Genomic DNA, 17946 nt, shown 5'->3' with positions numbered 1-17946 from the left:
GGCCATCCAAGCAGGCCCGGAGGGTCAGCTCGGCTGGAGCGCGCGGGCCGGTTCGCGGACCGTGGCGCCGCACGGCATCGCCGGGTGCATGCCGAGCACGATGATGCCGACCACGATCGCGGCGAGCCCCGCGGACTCCCAGGCCAGGGCGCCCACGTCGGTGCGCAGCCGGTCGCCGAGGAAGCCGACGCCGCAGAGGATGCCGGCCAGCGGCTGGGCGGCGGTCAGGGCGGGCAGCGACATGCGCAGCGACGCGGTCTCGAAGGCGCTCTGCACCAGCACCAGACCGGTCACACCGAGAGCCAGCACGGCGTACGGCTGCCAGCCGGTCAGCACCTCGCCGAGGCCGCCCTCGCTGAAGCGCTCCCCGGTCACCCGGGTCAGGGCGTCCTGGACGCCGTAGAGGAGACCGGCCGCGGTGGCCAGCAGGGCCGGGCCCGCGCTCAGCCGGGAGCGCTTGGCGTACGCCGTGAGCAGCAGGGCCGTACCGACCATGGCGCCGATGATCAGCCACTGCCGGAAGGGGTCGCTGAGGGCCTCGCCGCCGGTCGGCTGCCCGGCCACGATGAACGCGGTCACACCGCCCGCGAGCAGCAGCAGACCCGTCCAGCCCTGGCGGCCGAGTGGCTGCTTGGTCTGGCGCCGGGACAGGGCCATGGCGAAGAGCAGGTTGGTCGCCAGCAGGGGTTCGACCAGGGACAGCTCGCCCTGGCCGAGGGCGACGGCGCCCAGCGCCATGCCCGCCACCATCAGCGCGATACCGCCGAGCCAGCGCGGCACCCGCACCAGGTCCAGCAGGATCCGGGGGGACAGAAAGTCACTGAGGGGCGCCTTCTGAGCGGCGTTCTGCTGCAGGACGAATCCGAAGCCCAGGCAGCAGGCGGCGCTCACGGCGAGTATCAGAACCTGAAGCGACACGCGACGTTCCTCGATCGTTCGGCCGGGGCTCGGGGGGCGTACTGCGTAAGGGCCGACTGTAGCGGCCCGGGGCCCGACGCGCCTCCGGGAGAGCCGAGGGCGATGGGCTTCATGCCATGGTCCGTGCCCGGTGCCATCGACGCCATGGCGTACGCCACAGGTACGGTCCAATGTGCCATACCGACTCCGACAACATGCCACAAGTGCCCCACCAGTCACAGGAGTTGACGCGTGTAACGCTCGGGCGGCCCTTGACGCGAAGCATTGGCGGGGGGTTGGCTGTGCGTGATCGCTCGATGGCAAACCGAAACCGGACGACGACTCGCGTCGCGTGAGGATGTACCCGAGGTGTCCCCACCCCCGCCACCCCTCGGTCGTGGCCGCAAGCGCGCGGACCGGACCCTAGATGGCGCCCTCGACGACCTCGACCTCGCCGCCGCCCGTGCGGCCCTGGCGCAGGGGCGGTGGCAGGCGGCCCGTTCCCTGCTGGCCCACACCGGCGACGACTGGGACCGGCGCGGCCACCGGATCACCGTCCTCGCCCAGGAGCCCTACAGCGCCCCCTGGGCCCGGGAGTGGCTGCTCGCCGAGCCCGAGTCCGCCGACGCCCGCGTCCTGCTCGCCCTGGCCCAGGTCCAGCGCGTCCTGCGCGGCAAGGAGAAGCCGGACCGCGCCCGCGAGGCCTGCCGTACGGCCGCCGTGCACGCCCCCGCCGACCCCACCCCGTGGCTCGGCCTGCTCATGCTCACCCGGGGGACGGGCACCGAGGACGAGGCGCTGAAGCACTTCGAGGAGCTGGGCCACCGGCACCCCGACCACCACCACGCCCACCACCTGATGGTCGCCCGGCTCGCCGAGCGCCACCCGGCCGTCGGCCCGGACCCGCTGCACGAGGTCTACGACTTCGCCAACGGCGCCGCCGAGCGGGCCCCCGCCGACTCCCCGCTGGCGATCCTGCCGGTCATCGCGCACGCCGAGCGCTACCGCGTGCTGGCCGCCGCCGGGCACGAGCCGCCCGACCCGGCCGCCTCCGGGCACTGGGTCGGACGGCGGGCCCGCCAGGTGCTGAAGGCGGCCTTCGACTGGTGGCTGGAGTGGGAGCAGGAGGGCCATCCGCGCCGCCTGGTCGACCTGAACTTCCTCGCCCACGCCAAGTTCTGCGAGGGCCGGGGCGCCGAGGCCGCCGCCCTGTTCCACCGCATCGGCGAACACGCCACCCCCGCGCCCTGGTCCTACCCGGACCGCGACCCGTACCCCGCCTTCCGTGCGGCCCGCGACAGCGCGCTCGGCACGGTCTGAAGCACGCCCGCCTCACCTGGCACGACCCGCCTCACCTGGCACGACCCGCAACACCCGGCTCCACCCCGCAGCACCCCGCTCCACCGGGCGGGACGCCGTAGCACCCGCAGCACCCCGCTTCACCGGGCGGGACGCCGCAGCACCCCGCTTCACCGGGCGGGACGCCGTAGCACCCGCAGCACCCCGCTTCACCGGGCGGGACGCCGTAGCACCCGCAGCACCCCGCAGCACCCCGCTCCACCAGGCGGACCCCGCAGCACCCGGCGCCACCTGGCAGGACCCCGAACCACCTGGCAGTACCCCGCACCACCCGTCAGGACCCCGCACCGCGAAGCACCCCCGAGCACTCCCGAGCACCCCCGAGTACTGAGAAAGGACGCCCCGCGATGACGATGGGCAGCTCCAGAACCGTCGGCGACGCCGCCGGCATCAGCACCTTCAAGGGCCAGGACCGCGCCCTGCGCGCCGACCGGCTCGGCACGGTCGGCCTGTTGCTGTCCGTGCTCGCCGCGACGGCACCCCTGATGGTCGTCGCCGGTGTCATGCCCACGACCTTCGGGGTGATGGGCATCGTCGGACAGCCGCTGCTCTTCGTGATCCTCGGCGTCGTGCTCGCCCTCTTCAGCGTCGGGTACGCCGAGATGAGCCGGCACGTGCACAACGCCGGCGCCTTCTACGCCTACATCTCCCGCGGCCTCGGCGGCACCGCCGGCGCCGGCGCGGCGCTGGTCGCGCTCGTCGCCTACAACGCCCTCCAGGTCGGCATCTACGGCATCTTCGGCTTCGAGGTCTCCACCCTCTTCGCCACCTATCTGGAGATCGAGCTCGCCTGGTGGATCCCGGCACTGCTGGCCGTGCTGTTCGTCGGCGCGCTCGGCTGGCTGAAGATCGACCTCAACGCGCGCGTGCTCGGCGTCCTGCTCCTCATCGAGGTGGCGCTCGTCGTGATCTTCGACGTGGCCGCCCTCGGCGACCCCGGCCCCGAGGGCCTTTCTCTGCACGCCTTCAACCTGGACACCCTGAGCGGCGCCGGCATCGGCACCGCCCTGTGCTTCTGCGTCGCGGCCTTCCTCGGCTTCGAGCAGGCCCCCGTCTACGCCGAGGAGACCAGCCGCCCGCACGTCCTCGTGCCCCGCGTGATGTTCCTGGCCATCGGCGGCATCGCCGTCTTCTACACCATCAGCTGCTGGGCGATCACCGTCGCCACCGGCCCGGACGCCGTCGTCGGCACCGCCCAGGAACAGAGCGCCGGAATGCTGTTCTTCCTCACCGAGGGCCTGGTCGGGGAGACCTTCACCGACGTTCTGCACGTGCTCTTCGTGACCGGTATGTTCGCCGCGATGGTCAGCTTCCACAACGTGGTCGCCCGGTACGCCTTCGCCATGGGCCGCGAGGGCCTGCTGCCCTCCGCCTTCGGCCGTACCACCAGCGCCAGCGGCGCCCCCGGCACCGGCTCCCTGCTCCAGACCGTGATCGCCCTGGTGGTCGTGGCCGCCTTCGCGCTCACCGACGACAAGCCGACCGGCGACCCGACCGCGCCGGTGCTGCACCTGTTCACCTGGATGGGCAACGTCGGCGCGCTCGGCGTCACCCTGCTGATGTCCGTCGCCTCGGTGTCCGTGGTGGTCTTCTTCGTCCGCCGGGGCGCGGCGGCCACCCAGTTCTGGCGCCTGGCCGCGGCGGGCCTGGCCACCGTCGCCCTGCTCTTCATCGTCGTCTACACCGTCAAGGACTTCGACGTCCTGGTCGGCTCGGGCCCCGGCTCGTCCCTGAACTGGATCCTGCCCGGCATCATCGCCCTCGCCCTCGTCGGCGGCCTGGTCCAGGGCCTGGTCCTGCGCGCCCGCGACCCCGAGGCGTACGCCCGCATCGGCCTGGGCAACGAGGCTTTCCAGCTGGAGAAGGCGGCGGAGACGTCGCACTGAGATTACGGAACTCTGACGGGCACCCGCGGCCCCTGGCCTACCCCGGGTCGCGGGTGCTCGAATGAAGACGTGAACCCCGAACAGCCCGAACAGCCCGAACAGCCCGAACAGCGCGGAACGCCGATCGGCCGCCGCGTCTTCCTCGGCACCCTGGGCCTGGGCGCCCTCGGCGTGGCCACCGCGCCGGTCCTCCAGCGCGGAATGGAGTCGTTCCTCGCCGGCGCCGCCGAGAAGGACCCCACGGGCCTGACCGGACTGCTCCCCAACGGCGGCGGCTTCCGCTACTACTCGGTCGCCTCCTCCGTGCCGCGCAAGAACGCCGGGAACTACCGCCTCACCGTCGACGGCCTGGTAGACCGCCCCGGCTCGTACACGCTCGCCGATCTGCGGGCGCTGCCCCAGACCCGCATGGTCCGCGACGTCCAGTGCGTCACCGGCTGGCGGGTGCCCGGCACCCCCTTCGAGGGTGTGCGCCTGTCCCGGCTCCTGGACGCGGCGGGAGTGCGCCCCTCGGCCGGGGCGGTGCGCTTCACCTGCTTCGACGGCGTCTACACCGAGAGCCTCACCCTGGACCAGGCCCGCCGCTCCGACGTCCTGGTCGCGCTGCGCATGCAGGACAAGGACCTGGGCCACAGCCACGGCGGCCCGGTCCGCCTGTACGTGGCGCCGATGTACTTCTACAAGTCCGCGAAGTGGCTCTCGGGCATCACCGTCACCGAGGACGTGCGCCCGGGCTACTGGGAGGAGCGCGGCTACGACGTCGACGCCTGGGTCGGCCGGTCGAACGGACGTGACGATGAGCCTACGAGCTGAGGCCCCGCCGACGGCCCGGCTGCGCCGCTTCGGCCGCGCGACGAGGTGGGTCCACCGCACGACGGCGCTCCTGATGGGCGTCTGCGTGGTGACGGCGGCCTGTCTGTACGTCCCCCAGCTCGCGGAACTGGTCGGGCGCCGCGAGCTGATGGTCCGGATCCACGAATGGGCGGGCCTGGCCCTGCCGGTCCCGCTCCTCGCGGGCCTCGCCTCCCGCGCTCTGCGGGCGGACCTGGGCCAGGTGAACCGCTTCGGCCCGCACGACCGGCGCTGGCTGCGGGCGGCGCTGCGGCGGGACAGGAGACCGTCGTCCCGTCCGGCGGCCAAGTTCAACGCCGGCCAGAAGATCTACGCGTCCTGGATCGCCGGCGCCACGCTGGTCATGCTCGGCACCGGCCTGATGATGTGGTTCACCCACCTCACCCCGCTGATGTGGCGTACCAGCGCGACCTTCGTCCATGACTGGCTGGCCCTGACCATCGGCATCGTGCTGGCCGGCCACATCGGCATGGCCCTGGCGGACCCGGAGGCACGACGCGGGATGCGCACGGGTTCGGTGAGCCGGGAGTGGGCGGAACGCGAGCATCCACTCTGGCGGCCGTGAGGGTCAGCGCGGCCCCGGGTACCTTGGGCCCGCCCTCTCCTCGGGGCGAGGACAGGACGGGCCCAGGGGTGTCGTACGACCGCTACATCAACAGCGACAGCAGCAGCACGATGCCGCCCGCGACCACCGAGATGATCGTCTCCATCACGGACCAGGTCTTGATGGTCTGGCCGACGCTGAGGCCGAAGTACTCCTTCACCAGCCAGAAACCGGCGTCGTTGACATGGCTGAAGAAGAGCGAGCCGGCGCCGATGGCGAGGACCAGCAGGGCCGTCTCACCGGTGGACATGCCTGCCGCGAGCGGCGCGACCAGGCCCGCCGCCGACACCGTCGCCACCGTCGCCGAACCGGTCGCGAGCCGGATCACCACCGCGATCAGCCACGCCAGCAGCAGCGCCGGGATCGACCAGTCCTCGGAGATCTCCAGCACCATCTGACCCACACCGGAGTCGATCAGCGTCTGCTTGAAGCCACCGCCCGCGCCGACGATCAGCAGGATGCCGGCGATGGGGGCGAGCCCCTTCTCGACCAGACCGGAGACGCGCTCCTTGCCGAACCCGGCGGGGCGCAGCAGCGTGAAGATGCCGAGCAGGACCGAGGCCAGCAGTGCGATCAGCGGGGAGCCGATGACGTCGAAGACGCGCTGCGTGGTGTTCTCGGGGTCGTCGATGACGATGTCGACCAGGGCCTTCGCCAGCATCAGGACCACGGGCAGGAGGATCGTGGCCAGCGTGGCGCCGAAGCTCGGGCGCTTCTCCAGGTCGTCCGAGACGCGCTGCGGAATCATCCGCTCCGGCGCCGGCACGTCCACCCAGCGCGCGGCGAAGCGCGAGAACACCGGACCGGCGATGATCACCGTCGGTATGGCGACCAGGACGCCGAGCGCCAGCGTGACGCCCAGGTTGGCCTGCACCGCGTCGATCGCGACCAGCGGACCGGGGTGCGGCGGAACCAGACCGTGCATCACCGACAGGCCGGCGAGCGCCGGGATGCCGATGCGCATCAGCGAGTAGTTGCCGCGCTTGGCGACCATCAGCACGACCGGGATCAGCAGCACCACGCCGACCTCGAAGAACAGCGGCAGACCGATCACCGAGGCGATCAGCACCATCGCCCACGGCATCGAGCGGCCGCCGGCCCTGGCGAGGATCGTGTCGACGATCTCGTCCGCGCCGCCCGAGTCGGCGAGCATCTTGCCGAGGATCGCGCCGAGGGCGATGAGCACGCCCACACCGGCCACGGTGGTGCCGAGCCCGGTGGTGAAGCTGGCGATGACCTTGTCCAGCGGCGCGCCGGCGAACGCGCCCAGCGCCAGCGACCCGATGGTCAGCGCCAGGAAGGCGTGCAGCTTGAACTTGGTGATGAGCAGGACGATGACGGCGATGCCCGCCAGCACGGCGATGCCCAGCTGGGCATGACCGGCCGAGGTGATGGGCTCGACGGTGTCCGCTGCCAGCAGCTCGACATTGAGTCTGGTCACGGGGGGTTTCCCTTGCGGTTACGGGGGGGGGTGGGGAGGGGGGTGCGTGGGGGGTTACGGCGTCGGGGCCGACGGCGTGTCGAGGGCGTCCAGCGCGGCCGCGGCGCGCGCGGTGATCTCCTCGGGCGAGCCCGAGACGTCCACCACGACGCCCGCCTCGTCCGCCTGGAGCGGCTGGAGCGTGGCGAACTGCGAGTCCAGCAGGGCCGTCGGCATGAAGTGGCCCTGCCGCTGCCGCATCCGGTTCTCGATCAGCTCGCGGTCGCCGGAGAGGTGGACGAAGACCACCCCGGGCGCGGCGGCCCGGAGCCGGTCGCGGTACGACCGCTTCAGCGCGGAGCTGCTGACCACCCCACCGAGCCCGGCCCGCCCGTGCGCCCAGGTGCCGATGGCGTCGAGCCAGGGCCACCGGTCCTCGTCCTCGAGCGGGGTACCGGCCGACATCTTGGCGATGTTGGCCTGCGGGTGGAAGTCGTCGCCCTCGGCGTACGGGACACCGAGCCGGGCGGCGAGCAGGGGACCGATCGTGGTCTTGCCCGTTCCGGCGACGCCCATCACGACGACGACGTGGGGGGTACGCATCACTGCCTCGCTGTCTTCCTCGACATACGACGTCGACATCTGACGTCGGCCACACTGAAACTCATTAGGTACGACGAATTCAAGAGTCTGTGACAAATAAGTCTGACTTTTTCTTCGCGTGAGCTCCCCCGTACGCTGTGTGCATGAGCACCACGGGCCGAGGGCTGCACGGACATGTACTCGAAACCCTCGGCCCCGCGATCACCGCGGGCGAGTACCCCCCGGGGAGCGTCCTGCGCACCGATGAACTCGCCCAGCAGTTCGACGTCTCGCGCTCCGTGATGCGCGAGGCCGTGCGCGTCCTGGAGTCGATGTACCTCGTCGAGTCCCGCCGCCGGGTGGGCGTGACGGTCCGCCCGAAGTCCGAGTGGAACGTCTACGACCCCCAGGTCATCCGCTGGCGCCTGGCCGGCGCCGACCGGCCTCACCAGCTGCGCTCCCTCACCGTGCTGCGCTCCGCGATCGAGCCGGTCGCCGCGGGCCTCGCCGCGAAGAACGCCACCGCCGCCCAGTGCGCGGAACTCACCGAGTGCGCCCTGGGCATGGTGGCCAACTCCCGAGGCCACCAGCTGGAGGGGTACCTCTTCCACGACGTCGCCTTCCACCGGGTCATCCTCAACGCCTCCGGCAACGAGATGTTCGCCCGGCTCGGGGACGTCGTCGCCGAGGTCCTCACCGGCCGCACCCAGCACGAGGTCATGTTCGAGGACCCCGACCCGGCCGCCGTCACCCTGCACGTCCAGGTCGCCGAGGCGGTCCGCGCCCGCGACGCGGCCCGCGCCGAGCGACTGGTCCGCGAGATCACGGTCGGCGCCCTCCAGGAGCTGGACATCCTCGCGCCCTGAAATCCCTTCGCGGCGGCCCGGCCGCCGGCGGTACCGTCCCCGAGTGCTTGATGAAGACGGCTACTTCGGAGAGAAGATCGCGTCCGGCTACGACGACGACTCCGCGGAGATGTTCCAACCGCAGGTCGTGCAACCGGTGGTTGACGTCCTGTCAGAACTGGCCGGTGACGGCCCCGCGCTCGAACTCGGCATCGGCACCGGCCGTATCGCCCTGCCGCTGGCCGCCCGCGGAGTCCCCGTGCACGGCATCGACATGTCCCGCGCCATGGTCGCCCGACTGCGCGAGAAGCCCGGCGGGGACACCGTCGGCGTGACCATCGGCGACTTCGCGACGACCCGGGTGGAGGGTGAATTCACCCTCGCCTACCTGGTGTTCAACACCATCAACAACCTGACCACCCAGGACGCCCAGGTCGACTGCTTCGGCAACGCGGCCGCCCATCTGGCCCAGGGCGGCTACTTCGTCGTCGAGGTGGGCGTACCGGAGCTGCGCAGACTCCCGCCGGGACAGAGCGCCGTGCCGTTCCGCATCACCCCGACCCAGTGGGCGTTCGACACGTACGACCCCGCCACCCAGGCGATGAGCAGCAACTACGTCACGATCGTCGACGGACGCGCCGAGCACTGGTCGCTGCCGTTCCGGTACGTGTGGCCGTCCGAGCTGGACCTGATGGCGCGGCTCGCCGGACTGCGCCTGCGCAGTCGCTGGGAGGACTGGAACCGGGCGCCCTTCACCGGCGAGAGCACCCGCCACGTGTCGGTGTGGGAGAAGCCTGCCCCCTAGGGCTGCCCTAGTCCAGGAACTCCCCGTCCACGTACACCCACGCCCCGTCCACCCGCTCGAACCGGCTCCGCTCGTGCAGCGAGCCGCCCCGGAAGGACGCCCGGAAGGTCACGGTCCCGGTGGAGTGGAACGCGGAGCCGTCGCAGGTCGCCAGGACCTCCAGGCCCGTCCAGCGCATTGCCGGATCCAGGTCGAGCCGCGCCGGCCTGGTCCGCGGATGCCAGGTCCGCAGCAGATAGGGCACGTCGCCCTTCACGAACGCGCTGTACCGGGACCGCATCAGCGCCTCCGCGGTCGGCGCGGCGGCGGCACCGATGGGGGTCCCCCCGGTCGAGCTTGTTCGAGACTGGGGGAGGTAGCGGCCGCAGCACTTCTCGTACGGCTCATCAAGGCCGCAGGGGCAGTTCCTCATGCCGACGCCCCCGCGCTCGGCGGGTACGGCGGCTTCACCGGCAGCGCGGTCACCTGGCTCGGCAGCGGCGGCAGCGCCGTGCCGTACAGCCAGGCGTCGAACAGGTCCTCCAGCGGCTCGCTCGCGAACCGGGCCACGTGCGCGGTGAACGTCGTCGTGGTCACCGCCCCGCCCCGGTGCAGCCCGGTCCAGCCGCGCAGCATCCGGAAGAAGGCGTCGTCGCCGAGCGCGCAGCGCAGGGCGTGCACGGTCAGTCCGCCGCGCTGGTAGAGGCGATCGTCGAACATCAGCTTGCGGCCGGGGTCGGCGAGCTTCAGATCCTGCGGCTGCCCGGACAGCAAGCGGTGCGCGGTGGCGGCGAGTTGCTGCGCCGTCCGGCCGCCGGACCGCTCCGACCACAGCCACTCGGCGTACTTCGCGAGCCCCTCGTTGAGCCAGATGTGCCGCCAGTCGGCGATCGAGACGCTGTTGCCGAACCACTGGTGGGCCAGCTCGTGCGCGACCAGCCGCTCCGAACCCCGGGCCCCGTCCACGTGGTTGGCGCCGAACAGCGACAACCCCTGTGCCTCCACGGGCACATCGAGTTCCTCCTCGGTCACCACCACCGCGTACTCGTCGAACGGGTAGGGCCCGAAGACCTCCTGGAACAGCTCCATCATCTGCGGCTGACGGGCGAAGTCCCGGGAGAACTGGGGGAGCAGATGCGCCGGGATGTGCCCGTGCTGCGGCACCCCGCCCGGGCCGGGGTCGCCCAGCAGCACCGTCTGGTACTTGCCGATCGACAGCCCGACGAGATAGCTGGAGGTCGGCGCGGACTGCTCGTACACCCAGGTCGTCGTCGACGCCTTCGTCGTACGCGTGAGCAGCCGGCCACCCGCCACCACCGCGTACGAGGACGGGGTGGTGATCGAGATCTGGTACGACGCCTTGTCCGCCGGGCGGTCGTTGCACGGATACCAGGAGGGGGCCCCGACCGGCTGGCTCGCCACCAGCGCCCCGTCCTCCAGCTCCTCCCAGCCGAGCCCGCCCCACGGGCTGTTCACCGGCTTGGGGTTGCCCGACCAGTGCACCTCGACGGTGAAGGCGGCCCCGGGCCGGATCGGCTTGGCGGGCTTGATCCGCAGCCGTCCGCCGCGATGCGTGTAGTGCGGCTGGCGCCCGTCCAGCCGGACCCGGCCGATCTTGAAGTCCGCGAGGTTCAGCTGGAACTCGGCGAGCGGCGACCGGCCCGCGATGGCGTTGATCCGGGCCGTCCCCGACAGCCGGTTGGGGCCCGGGCGGTAGTCCAGCGCGAGTTCGTACCGGTGCACCCGGTAACGGGGATCACCGTTGTCGGGAAAGTACGGGTCCGCACCCGCGGACTGCTGAACTGCCACTGCTGCGTCTGCTCCTTGCGCTGCGCTCGTACGACGTGCTCCGTCCCCCGACGTCGTCCGGGCGGTCAACGCCGCCATGCCTCGATCGGGTTGCCCAGCCAGCGCGTGTCGTCGGGAACGGACTCAGCGGCCATCACCAGCGACGCGGGACCCAGCGTGGTGCGGGCCCCGACCGTGCTGCCGGGCAGGACGATTCCGCCAGGACCCAGCGTCGCGCCCTCACGGAGGACCACAGTATCCGTCCGCAAGATCCGGTCGTGGAAGAGGTGCGTCTGGAGCACACAGCCCCGGTTCACCGTGGCCGCGTCCTCCAGGGTCACCAGATCCGTCTCCGGAAGCCAGTAGCTCTCGACCCACACGCCCTTGCCGATCCGTGCGCCGAGCCCGCGCAGCCACGCCGTCATCAGCGGCGTGCCCGGCACGGATCCGGCCAGCCACGGCACGGCAAGCACCTCGACGAAGGTGTCGGCCAGCTCGTTGCGCCACACGAACCCGCTCCACAGCGGGTGCTCCCCGCTGCGGTGCCGCCCCACGAGTACCCACTTGGCGAGGATCGAGACCAGCCCCGCGACCCCACCCGCCGTGAGCAGCACGATTCCGGCCAGCGGCCAGGCCCAGCCGCCCAGCGCGGCCAGCGCCGCCACCGTCAGCGCGGCCAGCGCCGCCGAGCAGAACACCGGAAGGAGCCGGCACAGCTCCACCAGACCGCGCGCCCACAGCAGCCGGGCCGGCGGGTCGTACGTCCGGCTCCGGTCGCCGTCGCTCGCGCTGCGCGGCAGCTTCACCGGCGGCAGGCCCAGGTACGAGGTGCCCTTCTTCGCCTTCTTCGGCGTCGCCGAGAGCACCCCGACCAGACCGTCGTCCGGCACGCTCCGCCCCGGCCCGGTCATCCCCGAGTTCCCGAGGAACGCCCGCCGCCCGATCTCCGCGCGTCCGATCCGCACCCAGCCGCCGCCCAGCTCGTACGGCGCGGTCAGCGTGTCGTCGGCGAGGAAGGCGCCCTCGCCGACCGTGGTCAGACTGGGCAGCGCCAGCACGGTGGACACTTCGGCGCCCCTGCCGATCCGCATCCCGAGCAGCCGCAGCCACAGCGGGGTGACCAGTCCGGCGTACAGCGGGAACAGCGTCTCCCGGGAGCGGTCCATGAGCTGCGTGACCGTCCAGGCCTGCCAGCCGACGCGGCTGTGCGTGGCGTACGTGCCCTCGGCGAGGCCGAGGCTGAGCAGCCGTACGGCGATCAGGATCAGCAGCGCGTAGCCGAGACCGAAGGCCAGCGTCGCCGGGACCAGCGCGAGCGCGGCGCCCGTGAGGGGCGCGCCGCCGTCCACGAAGGGGTACGCCACCGCCAGCGCCGCCGCCCCGGACAGCACCGGAAGCGCGCTGAGCGCGAGGCCGCTCACGCCGTACATCCCGCGCCAGAGGGCGCTCCGGACCGGTCGTTCCTTCGGCCAGTTCCGCTTGGCCTTGCCCAGCTTCACCGCGGGCGCGCCCGCCCAGCGCTGACCGGTCGGGATCTGCCCGGTGACCGCGGAGCCCGGCGCCACCTCGGCCCGCTTGCCGACCCGGGCGCCCGGGAAGAGCAGGCTGCGGGTGCCGACGACGGCGTGCGCGCCCACCTTGACCGGGCCGATCTCCAGCCGGTCGCCGTCCAGCCAGTACCCGGACAGGTCCACCTCGGACTCGACGGCCGCGCCCCGGCCCAGCTTGAGCATGCCGGTGACCGGCGGCAGCGAGTGCAGATCGACGTCCTGCCCGACCTTGGCGCCCAGCGCCCGGGCGTACCGCTCCAGCCAGGACCCGGTCAGCGAGGTCGCGCCGCTGAACTCCGCCAGCCGCTCGGCGGTCCACAGCCGCAGGTGGACGCTGCCCCCGCGCGGGTACCGGCCCGGCCGTACGCCCCGCAGCAGCAGCCGGGCGCCGCCCGCCGCGATCCCGAGCCGCCCCGGCGGGCTGAAGAACACCAGCGCCGCGGCGCCGAGGAGCCACCAAGGGGCGGTCGGCAGCCAGGACAGCGGCAGGACATTGCCCGCCGCGGCCAGCGGCACCATCCAGCGCAGCCCGAGCAGGGTGAACAGCGGCAGCAGCACCAGGAGCTGGACCGCCTGCGCGCGCCTGGGCACCGGGGAGATCGTCCGCTCGGCGCCGTCGTCCTGCGCGGACCGCTCCAGGTGCCGGGCGAGCTTGCGCAGCGTGGGCTGCTGGTAGATGTCGAGGACGGCGGCGCTCGGATAGCGGGTGCGCAGCCGCGTGGTGAGCTGGGCGGCGCCCAGACTGCTGCCGCCGATCGCGAAGAAGTCGTCGGAGGCACTGGTCACCGGGATGCCGAGGACTTCCGTCCACTGCTCGGCGAGCCAGGCCTCGGTGCCGTACAGCTGCTCGGCCTCGGGGGTCTCCAGGTTCTCCAGCGGCCAGGGGAGCGCGTTGCGGTCGACCTTGCCGGAGGTGCGTGTCGGCAGGTCCGCCACCGGTGCCAGCAGCGGCACCAGTGCGGCCGGCAGCTCGGCGCGCAGCTTCTCGACGGCGGCCGCGTGGTCCCAGCCGTCCTGGGTGACGACGTACCCGACGAGGAGCTGGTTCCCGCTGCGCGCGGTCCGTACGGCGGCGGCCGCGCCCGCGACGCCGGGCAGCGCCTGGAGCGCCGCGTCCACCTCGCCCAGCTCGATCCGCCGCCCGCCGAGCTTGATCTGCTCGTCGGCCCGCCCGAGGAAGATCAGCCCCTCCGGCTCCGCCTTGACCAGGTCACCACTGCGGTACGCCCGCTCCCAGCCCAGGGAGTCGAGGGGCGCGTACTTCTCCGCGTCCTTCTCGGCGTCCAGGTACCGGGCGAGCCCGACCCCGCCGATCACCAGCTGGCCGCTGTCGCCCATCTTCACGGGCTGCCCGGCCTCGTCGACGACGGCGAGCTCCCAGCCGTTGAGCGGCAGCCCGATCCGGATCGGCTCCTCGCCGGACATCAGGGAGGCACAGGCCACGACGGTCGCCTCGGTGGGCCCGTAGGTGTTCCAGACCTCACGGCCCTCGGTCACCAGCCGCTGCGCCAGCTCCGGCGGGCAGGCCTCACCACCGAAGATCAGCAGACGGACGTCGTTGAGGGTGTCCGGCTCCCACAGCGCGGCCAGGGTGGGCACGGTCGAGACGACGGTGATCTCCTGCTCGACCAGCCACGGCCCCAGATCGGCGCCGCTTCTGACCTGCGAGCGGGGCACGGGCACCAGACAGGCGCCGTACCGCCAGGCGAGCCACATCTCCTCGCAGGACGCGTCGAAGGCGACCGACAGACCGGCCATGACCCGGTCACCGGGCCCGATCGGGTCCTCGGTGAGGAACAGTGCCGCCTCGGCGTCCACGAACGCGGCGGCACTCTCGTGGCTGACGGCGACGCCCTTGGGCCTGCCGGTCGAACCGGAGGTGAAGATGATCCAGGCGTCGTGCTCGACTCCGGGCCGCCCCGCCGGGGCCCCGGACCCGTCGCCGTGGACGGTGATCTCGTGCCCGGCCCCGACGACGGCCCGGACGTCCGCCTCGCCGAACACCAGCTCGGCCCGTTCGTCCGGGTCCTCCGCGTCCACCGGCACGTAGGCGGCACCGGCGGCGAGCACGGCCAGAACGGCGACGTACAGATCGTTGGTCCCGGAGGGCACCCGCACGCCCACCCGGTCACCGAGCCCGACGCCCGCGTCGGCGAGCCGCCGCCGCACCCGCGCCACCTCGGCGGCGAGCGCACGGTAGGTCAGCCGGGTCGTGCCGTCGTCCAGGGCGAGCTCGTCGGGGAACGACCGTACGGACGCGTCGAGGATGTCGACGAGCGTGCGCGGAGAGGCCGCCGGGCCCCCGGAGAAACGTGCCGTATCGCCGAACCGCTCGCGGATCTCTTCGTCGAGCAGACCGAGAGCGCTGCTCTCGTGTATGGCTGCCATCGGGTCCTCGCGTCTCGATCCCGGAAGCCTCCGGGGCGCCGGCGGGCCCGCAGGGTTGCCTGGGGTTGTCCGGTCCAGCTCCGTAACAAGCCGGAAATTTTAGTACGACGCTAGGTCCGCCCCCTTCGAACTGCCACCCGGAACGGATCTTGCGGGCCGTCCGGGTGACATGAGCACCGCGATGACCTGGCGTTTTGCCGGGGCGGGAGAGATGCCCCACACAGAGCGCCAGGACGACTGCGCAGCGTGTTACTCGGCGAACCGCCGGATGAACGTCAGGGCGGTGTCGGCGACTTCACGCCAGCCGCTGTCGATGGTGAGGGCGTGCCCCCGGCCCGGCATCTCGACGATCTCCGTCACCGCGTGCTCGTTGTGCAGCTGCTTCTTGTACGAGGCGTTGGCGATGGCCCACGGGACCGTGTTGTCCTTCTCGCCGGAGATGATCAGCAGCGGGCCCCGGCCCTTCGCGGTGGTGTCGACCTTCACCTCGGTCCACGGGTTGAGGTTGGCCACGGCCGCCTGGAACAGCGGCTCGCCCGGCGCCGGGACGGCGAAGGTGTCGTACAGCTCGCGCGCCTCCTCCTCGGTCACCGCGTTGGCGAACGAGTAGCGGAACTGCTCGAACGTCAACGGCACCGCCCGGTGGAAGTTGGCCGGGTTGCCGAGGACCGGCCGCGCCGCGCGCAGCGAGGACAGCGGCAGCGGCAGCACTCCGCGGAACGGCGCCGGGTCGATGGCGACGGACGCCCGGGACAGCTCGCGCCCGGCGATGATCTGGGTGATCAGACCGCCGAAGGAATGCCCGACGACGACCGGCTTGCGCTCCAGCTTGCCGATCAGGTCGCAGAAGTGGTCGGCGACCTGTCCGACGCTCTTGCCCGCGAACACCTCGGGATGCGCCTGGGCCTCCTCGACGGTCGCCGGGTCGTCGGGCCAGCCGGGGGTGACCGGGGCGAACCCGGCCTCCTCGAAGACGGTCGCCCAGCGGTCCCAGCTGGTGGGCAGCAGCCACAGCCCGTGCACGAACACGGCGGGGGTGCGACCGGTGGCGTTGGCCCGCTCGATCCGTTCGAGATCGCGGGCGTAGGAGGTGGAGTCGGGCGATGACATGGGCGTGCTCCTGCTCGTCGACGGGGCTGCTCCCGGGACCGTAGGACGGGCCGCCGGGACCGAGTTGACCCGCAGCGCACACCCGCCTGCCCCCGAGCGCACGGCCGGAAGAGCCGAGACGGGCAAACGCGAAGTGCCGACCGGGATCGCTCCCGGCCGGCACTCGATGCTGTAACAGCTGGTGTCCGAGGGGGGACTTGAACCCCCACGCCCGATAAAGGGCACTAGCACCTCAAGCTAGCGCGTCTGCCATTCCGCCACCCGGACAAGGTGTCCGTCGCGCGGGGTTTCCCTCGCGGCGACAGAGAAAACATTACCAGGCTTTCGAGGGTGGCCGATCACCCCCCGTCCCCGCGTGAACGGCGTGTGACCGGCCGGGGGGCGGTCTTGGGCGCGGGCCGCCCGCGGGAGGAGGATGAGGGGGACCACCAGCAGTGACAGTGGGAGGAACCAGCGTGAGCGGGACGGACACGACCAGGAGCGTCACCGGCGAGGACGAGGTCGTGGACCTCTGCCGCGAGCTGATCCAGATCGACACCAGCAACTACGGCGACCACTCGGGCCCGGGAGAGCGCAAGGCCGCCGAGTACGTGGCCGAGAAGCTCGCCGAGGTGGGCCTGGAACCGCGGATCATCGAGTCGCACAAGGGGCGCGCCTCCACGGTGGCCCGGATCGCGGGCGAGGACCCCTCGCGGCCCGCGCTCCTCATCCACGGCCACACCGACGTGGTCCCGGCCAACGCCGCCGACTGGACCCACCACCCGTTCTCCGGCGAGATCGCGGACGGCTGTGTGTGGGGGCGGGGGGCCGTCGACATGAAGGACATGGACGCGATGACGCTGGCCGTCGTGCGCGACCGGCTGCGCAGCGGCCGCAAGCCGCCGCGCGACATCGTGCTCGCCTTCCTCGCCGACGAGGAGGCGGGCGGCACCTACGGCGCCAAGTACCTGGTCCAGAAGCACCCCGAGCTCTTCGAGGGCGTCACCGAGGCGATCGGCGAGGTCGGCGGGTTCTCCTTCACCGTCAACGAGAAGCTGCGCCTGTACCTGGTGGAGACCGCCCAGAAGGGCATGCACTGGATGCGGCTCACCGTGGACGGCACCGCGGGCCACGGCTCGATGACCAACGACGACAACGCCATCACCGAGCTGTGCGAGGCCGTCGGCCGGCTCGGACGGCACACCTGGCCGGTGCGCGTGACGAAGACCGTACGGTCCTTCCTCGACGAGCTCTCCGACGCGCTCGGCACCGAACTCGACCCCGAGAACATGGACGAGACGCTCGCCAAGCTCGGCGGCATCGCCAAGATGGTCGGCGCGACCCTGCGCAACTCGGCCGCGCCCACCATGCTCGGTGCCGGCTACAAGGTCAACGTCATCCCCGGCCAGGCCACCGCCCACGTCGACGGGCGCTTCCTGCCCGGCCACGAGGAGGAGTTCCTCGCCGACCTCGACCGGCTGCTCGGACCGCGGGTGAGGCGGGAGGACGTGCACGCCGACAAGGCCCTGGAGACCGACTTCGACGGAAAGCTCGTCGACGCCATGCAGAGCGCGCTGAGCGCCGAGGACCCGATCGCGCGGGCCGTGCCGTACATGCTCTCCGGCGGCACCGACGCCAAGTCCTTCGACGACCTCGGCATCCGCTGCTTCGGCTTCGCGCCGTTGCGGCTGCCGCCCGAGCTGGACTTCGCGGGCATGTTCCACGGCGTCGACGAACGGGTGCCGGTGGACGGTCTCAAGTTCGGTGTGCGGGTGCTCGACCGATTCCTGGACGCGTCCTGACGCCGTCCTGAATTGGCCCACTGAAACGAAACTTCAACAATCGCCCGCCTGTGCGGAATTGACTGAGAAGAGTGAATGCGACGATAAGCTCGTAGCTCCA

At 71.9% G+C, this 17946-nt stretch carries 14 protein-coding genes and 1 tRNA gene; 7 read left to right on the top strand and 8 right to left on the bottom strand.

Annotated elements, in window-relative coordinates:
• Positions 1-24: 24 nt before the first annotated feature.
• Positions 25-918 carry a DMT family transporter gene (locus AC068Z_RS24855; protein ID WP_478559511.1) on the bottom strand — a complete coding sequence of 298 codons (894 nt, stop codon included), beginning with the start codon at positions 916-918 and terminating at the stop codon, positions 25-27.
• A gap of 348 nt (positions 919-1266) precedes the next feature.
• On the opposite strand from AC068Z_RS24855, the gene AC068Z_RS24850 reads away from it, so the two are divergent.
• The 4 genes from AC068Z_RS24850 (at position 1267) to AC068Z_RS24835 (ending at position 5559) form a co-directional block, all read left to right on the top strand.
• Positions 1267-2217, top strand: a complete 951-nt coding sequence (locus tag AC068Z_RS24850; protein WP_478559508.1) for a hypothetical protein — start codon at positions 1267-1269, stop codon at positions 2215-2217.
• Between the two features lie 386 nt (positions 2218-2603).
• Positions 2604-4142, top strand: coding sequence for an APC family permease (locus tag AC068Z_RS24845; protein ID WP_478559505.1), 1539 nt, complete (start codon positions 2604-2606; stop codon positions 4140-4142).
• Between the two features lie 69 nt (positions 4143-4211).
• Complete coding sequence (locus AC068Z_RS24840) at positions 4212-4955, top strand: molybdopterin-dependent oxidoreductase (protein WP_478559502.1); 744 nt, start codon at positions 4212-4214, stop codon at positions 4953-4955.
• Positions 4939-5559: a cytochrome b/b6 domain-containing protein gene (locus AC068Z_RS24835; RefSeq protein ID WP_478559499.1), complete on the top strand. Its 621-nt coding sequence runs from the start codon at positions 4939-4941 to the stop codon at positions 5557-5559. Before AC068Z_RS24840 ends, AC068Z_RS24835 begins: the two co-directional genes overlap by 17 nt.
• A gap of 82 nt (positions 5560-5641) precedes the next feature.
• Here the strand turns inward: AC068Z_RS24835 and AC068Z_RS24830 are convergent, their stop codons facing one another.
• Together AC068Z_RS24830 and AC068Z_RS24825 are read right to left on the bottom strand one after the other, a co-directional pair.
• Entirely contained in the window at positions 5642-7039 is a 1398-nt protein-coding gene (locus AC068Z_RS24830) for a GntP family permease (protein ID WP_478559496.1), read from the bottom strand.
• Positions 7040-7093: 54 nt separating this feature from the next.
• Positions 7094-7621, bottom strand: a complete 528-nt coding sequence (locus tag AC068Z_RS24825; protein ID WP_478559493.1) for a gluconokinase — start codon at positions 7619-7621, stop codon at positions 7094-7096.
• Positions 7622-7764: 143 nt separating this feature from the next.
• Between AC068Z_RS24825 and AC068Z_RS24820 the strand changes: the two genes are divergently transcribed.
• Entirely contained in the window at positions 7765-8466 is a 702-nt protein-coding gene (locus AC068Z_RS24820) for a FadR/GntR family transcriptional regulator (RefSeq protein WP_478559490.1), read from the top strand.
• A gap of 43 nt (positions 8467-8509) precedes the next feature.
• Positions 8510-9250 (top strand): class I SAM-dependent DNA methyltransferase, encoded by a 741-nt coding sequence (locus AC068Z_RS24815; RefSeq protein WP_478559487.1) that lies wholly within the window; start codon positions 8510-8512, stop codon positions 9248-9250.
• Between the two features lie 7 nt (positions 9251-9257).
• Here the strand turns inward: AC068Z_RS24815 and AC068Z_RS24810 are convergent, their stop codons facing one another.
• The 5 genes from AC068Z_RS24810 to AC068Z_RS24790 form a co-directional block, all read right to left on the bottom strand.
• The gene (locus AC068Z_RS24810) at positions 9258-9662 is read right to left on the bottom strand and encodes a YchJ family protein (RefSeq protein ID WP_478559484.1); all 405 of its coding nucleotides are present in this window, start codon (positions 9660-9662) and stop codon (positions 9258-9260) included.
• A complete protein-coding gene (locus tag AC068Z_RS24805) occupies positions 9659-11038 on the bottom strand; it encodes a M1 family metallopeptidase (protein ID WP_478559481.1) in 1380 nt (459 codons plus the stop codon). The genes AC068Z_RS24810 and AC068Z_RS24805 overlap by 4 nt, the downstream gene beginning before the upstream one ends.
• Before the next feature lie 65 nt (positions 11039-11103).
• Entirely contained in the window at positions 11104-14955 is a 3852-nt protein-coding gene (locus AC068Z_RS24800; protein WP_478559478.1) for a Pls/PosA family non-ribosomal peptide synthetase, read from the bottom strand.
• A gap of 249 nt (positions 14956-15204) precedes the next feature.
• Positions 15205-16065, bottom strand: a complete 861-nt coding sequence (locus AC068Z_RS24795) for an alpha/beta hydrolase (protein ID WP_478559475.1) — start codon at positions 16063-16065, stop codon at positions 15205-15207.
• 179 nt (positions 16066-16244) lie between these two features.
• Positions 16245-16332, bottom strand: a tRNA-Leu gene (locus AC068Z_RS24790).
• Between the two features lie 188 nt (positions 16333-16520).
• Here AC068Z_RS24790 and AC068Z_RS24785 point away from each other — a divergent pair.
• A complete protein-coding gene (locus tag AC068Z_RS24785) occupies positions 16521-17846 on the top strand; it encodes a M20/M25/M40 family metallo-hydrolase (RefSeq protein WP_478559472.1) in 1326 nt (441 codons plus the stop codon).
• Positions 17847-17946: the final 100 nt, after the last annotated feature.

Source organism: Streptomyces sp. NPDC043726 (assembly GCF_056436565.1).
Note: the sequence above shows the minus strand (reverse complement) of the source record. Positions and strands in the feature narration are given on the sequence as shown.

Bases quoted from the DNA above. Each gene is read 5' to 3' on its own strand.
- AC068Z_RS24845 (WP_478559505.1), top strand. From the start codon at position 2,604: ATGACGATGGGCAGCTCCAGAACCGTCGGCGACGCCGCCGGCATCAGC.
- AC068Z_RS24835 (WP_478559499.1), top strand. From the start codon at position 4,939: ATGAGCCTACGAGCTGAGGCCCCGCCGACGGCCCGGCTGCGCCGCTTC.
- AC068Z_RS24825 (WP_478559493.1), bottom strand. From the start codon at position 7,621: ATGCGTACCCCCCACGTCGTCGTCGTGATGGGCGTCGCCGGAACGGGC.
- AC068Z_RS24820 (WP_478559490.1), top strand. From the start codon at position 7,765: ATGAGCACCACGGGCCGAGGGCTGCACGGACATGTACTCGAAACCCTC.
- AC068Z_RS24810 (WP_478559484.1), bottom strand. From the start codon at position 9,662: ATGAGGAACTGCCCCTGCGGCCTTGATGAGCCGTACGAGAAGTGCTGC.
- AC068Z_RS24800 (WP_478559478.1), bottom strand. From the start codon at position 14,955: ATGGCAGCCATACACGAGAGCAGCGCTCTCGGTCTGCTCGACGAAGAG.
- AC068Z_RS24795 (WP_478559475.1), bottom strand. From the start codon at position 16,065: ATGTCATCGCCCGACTCCACCTCCTACGCCCGCGATCTCGAACGGATC.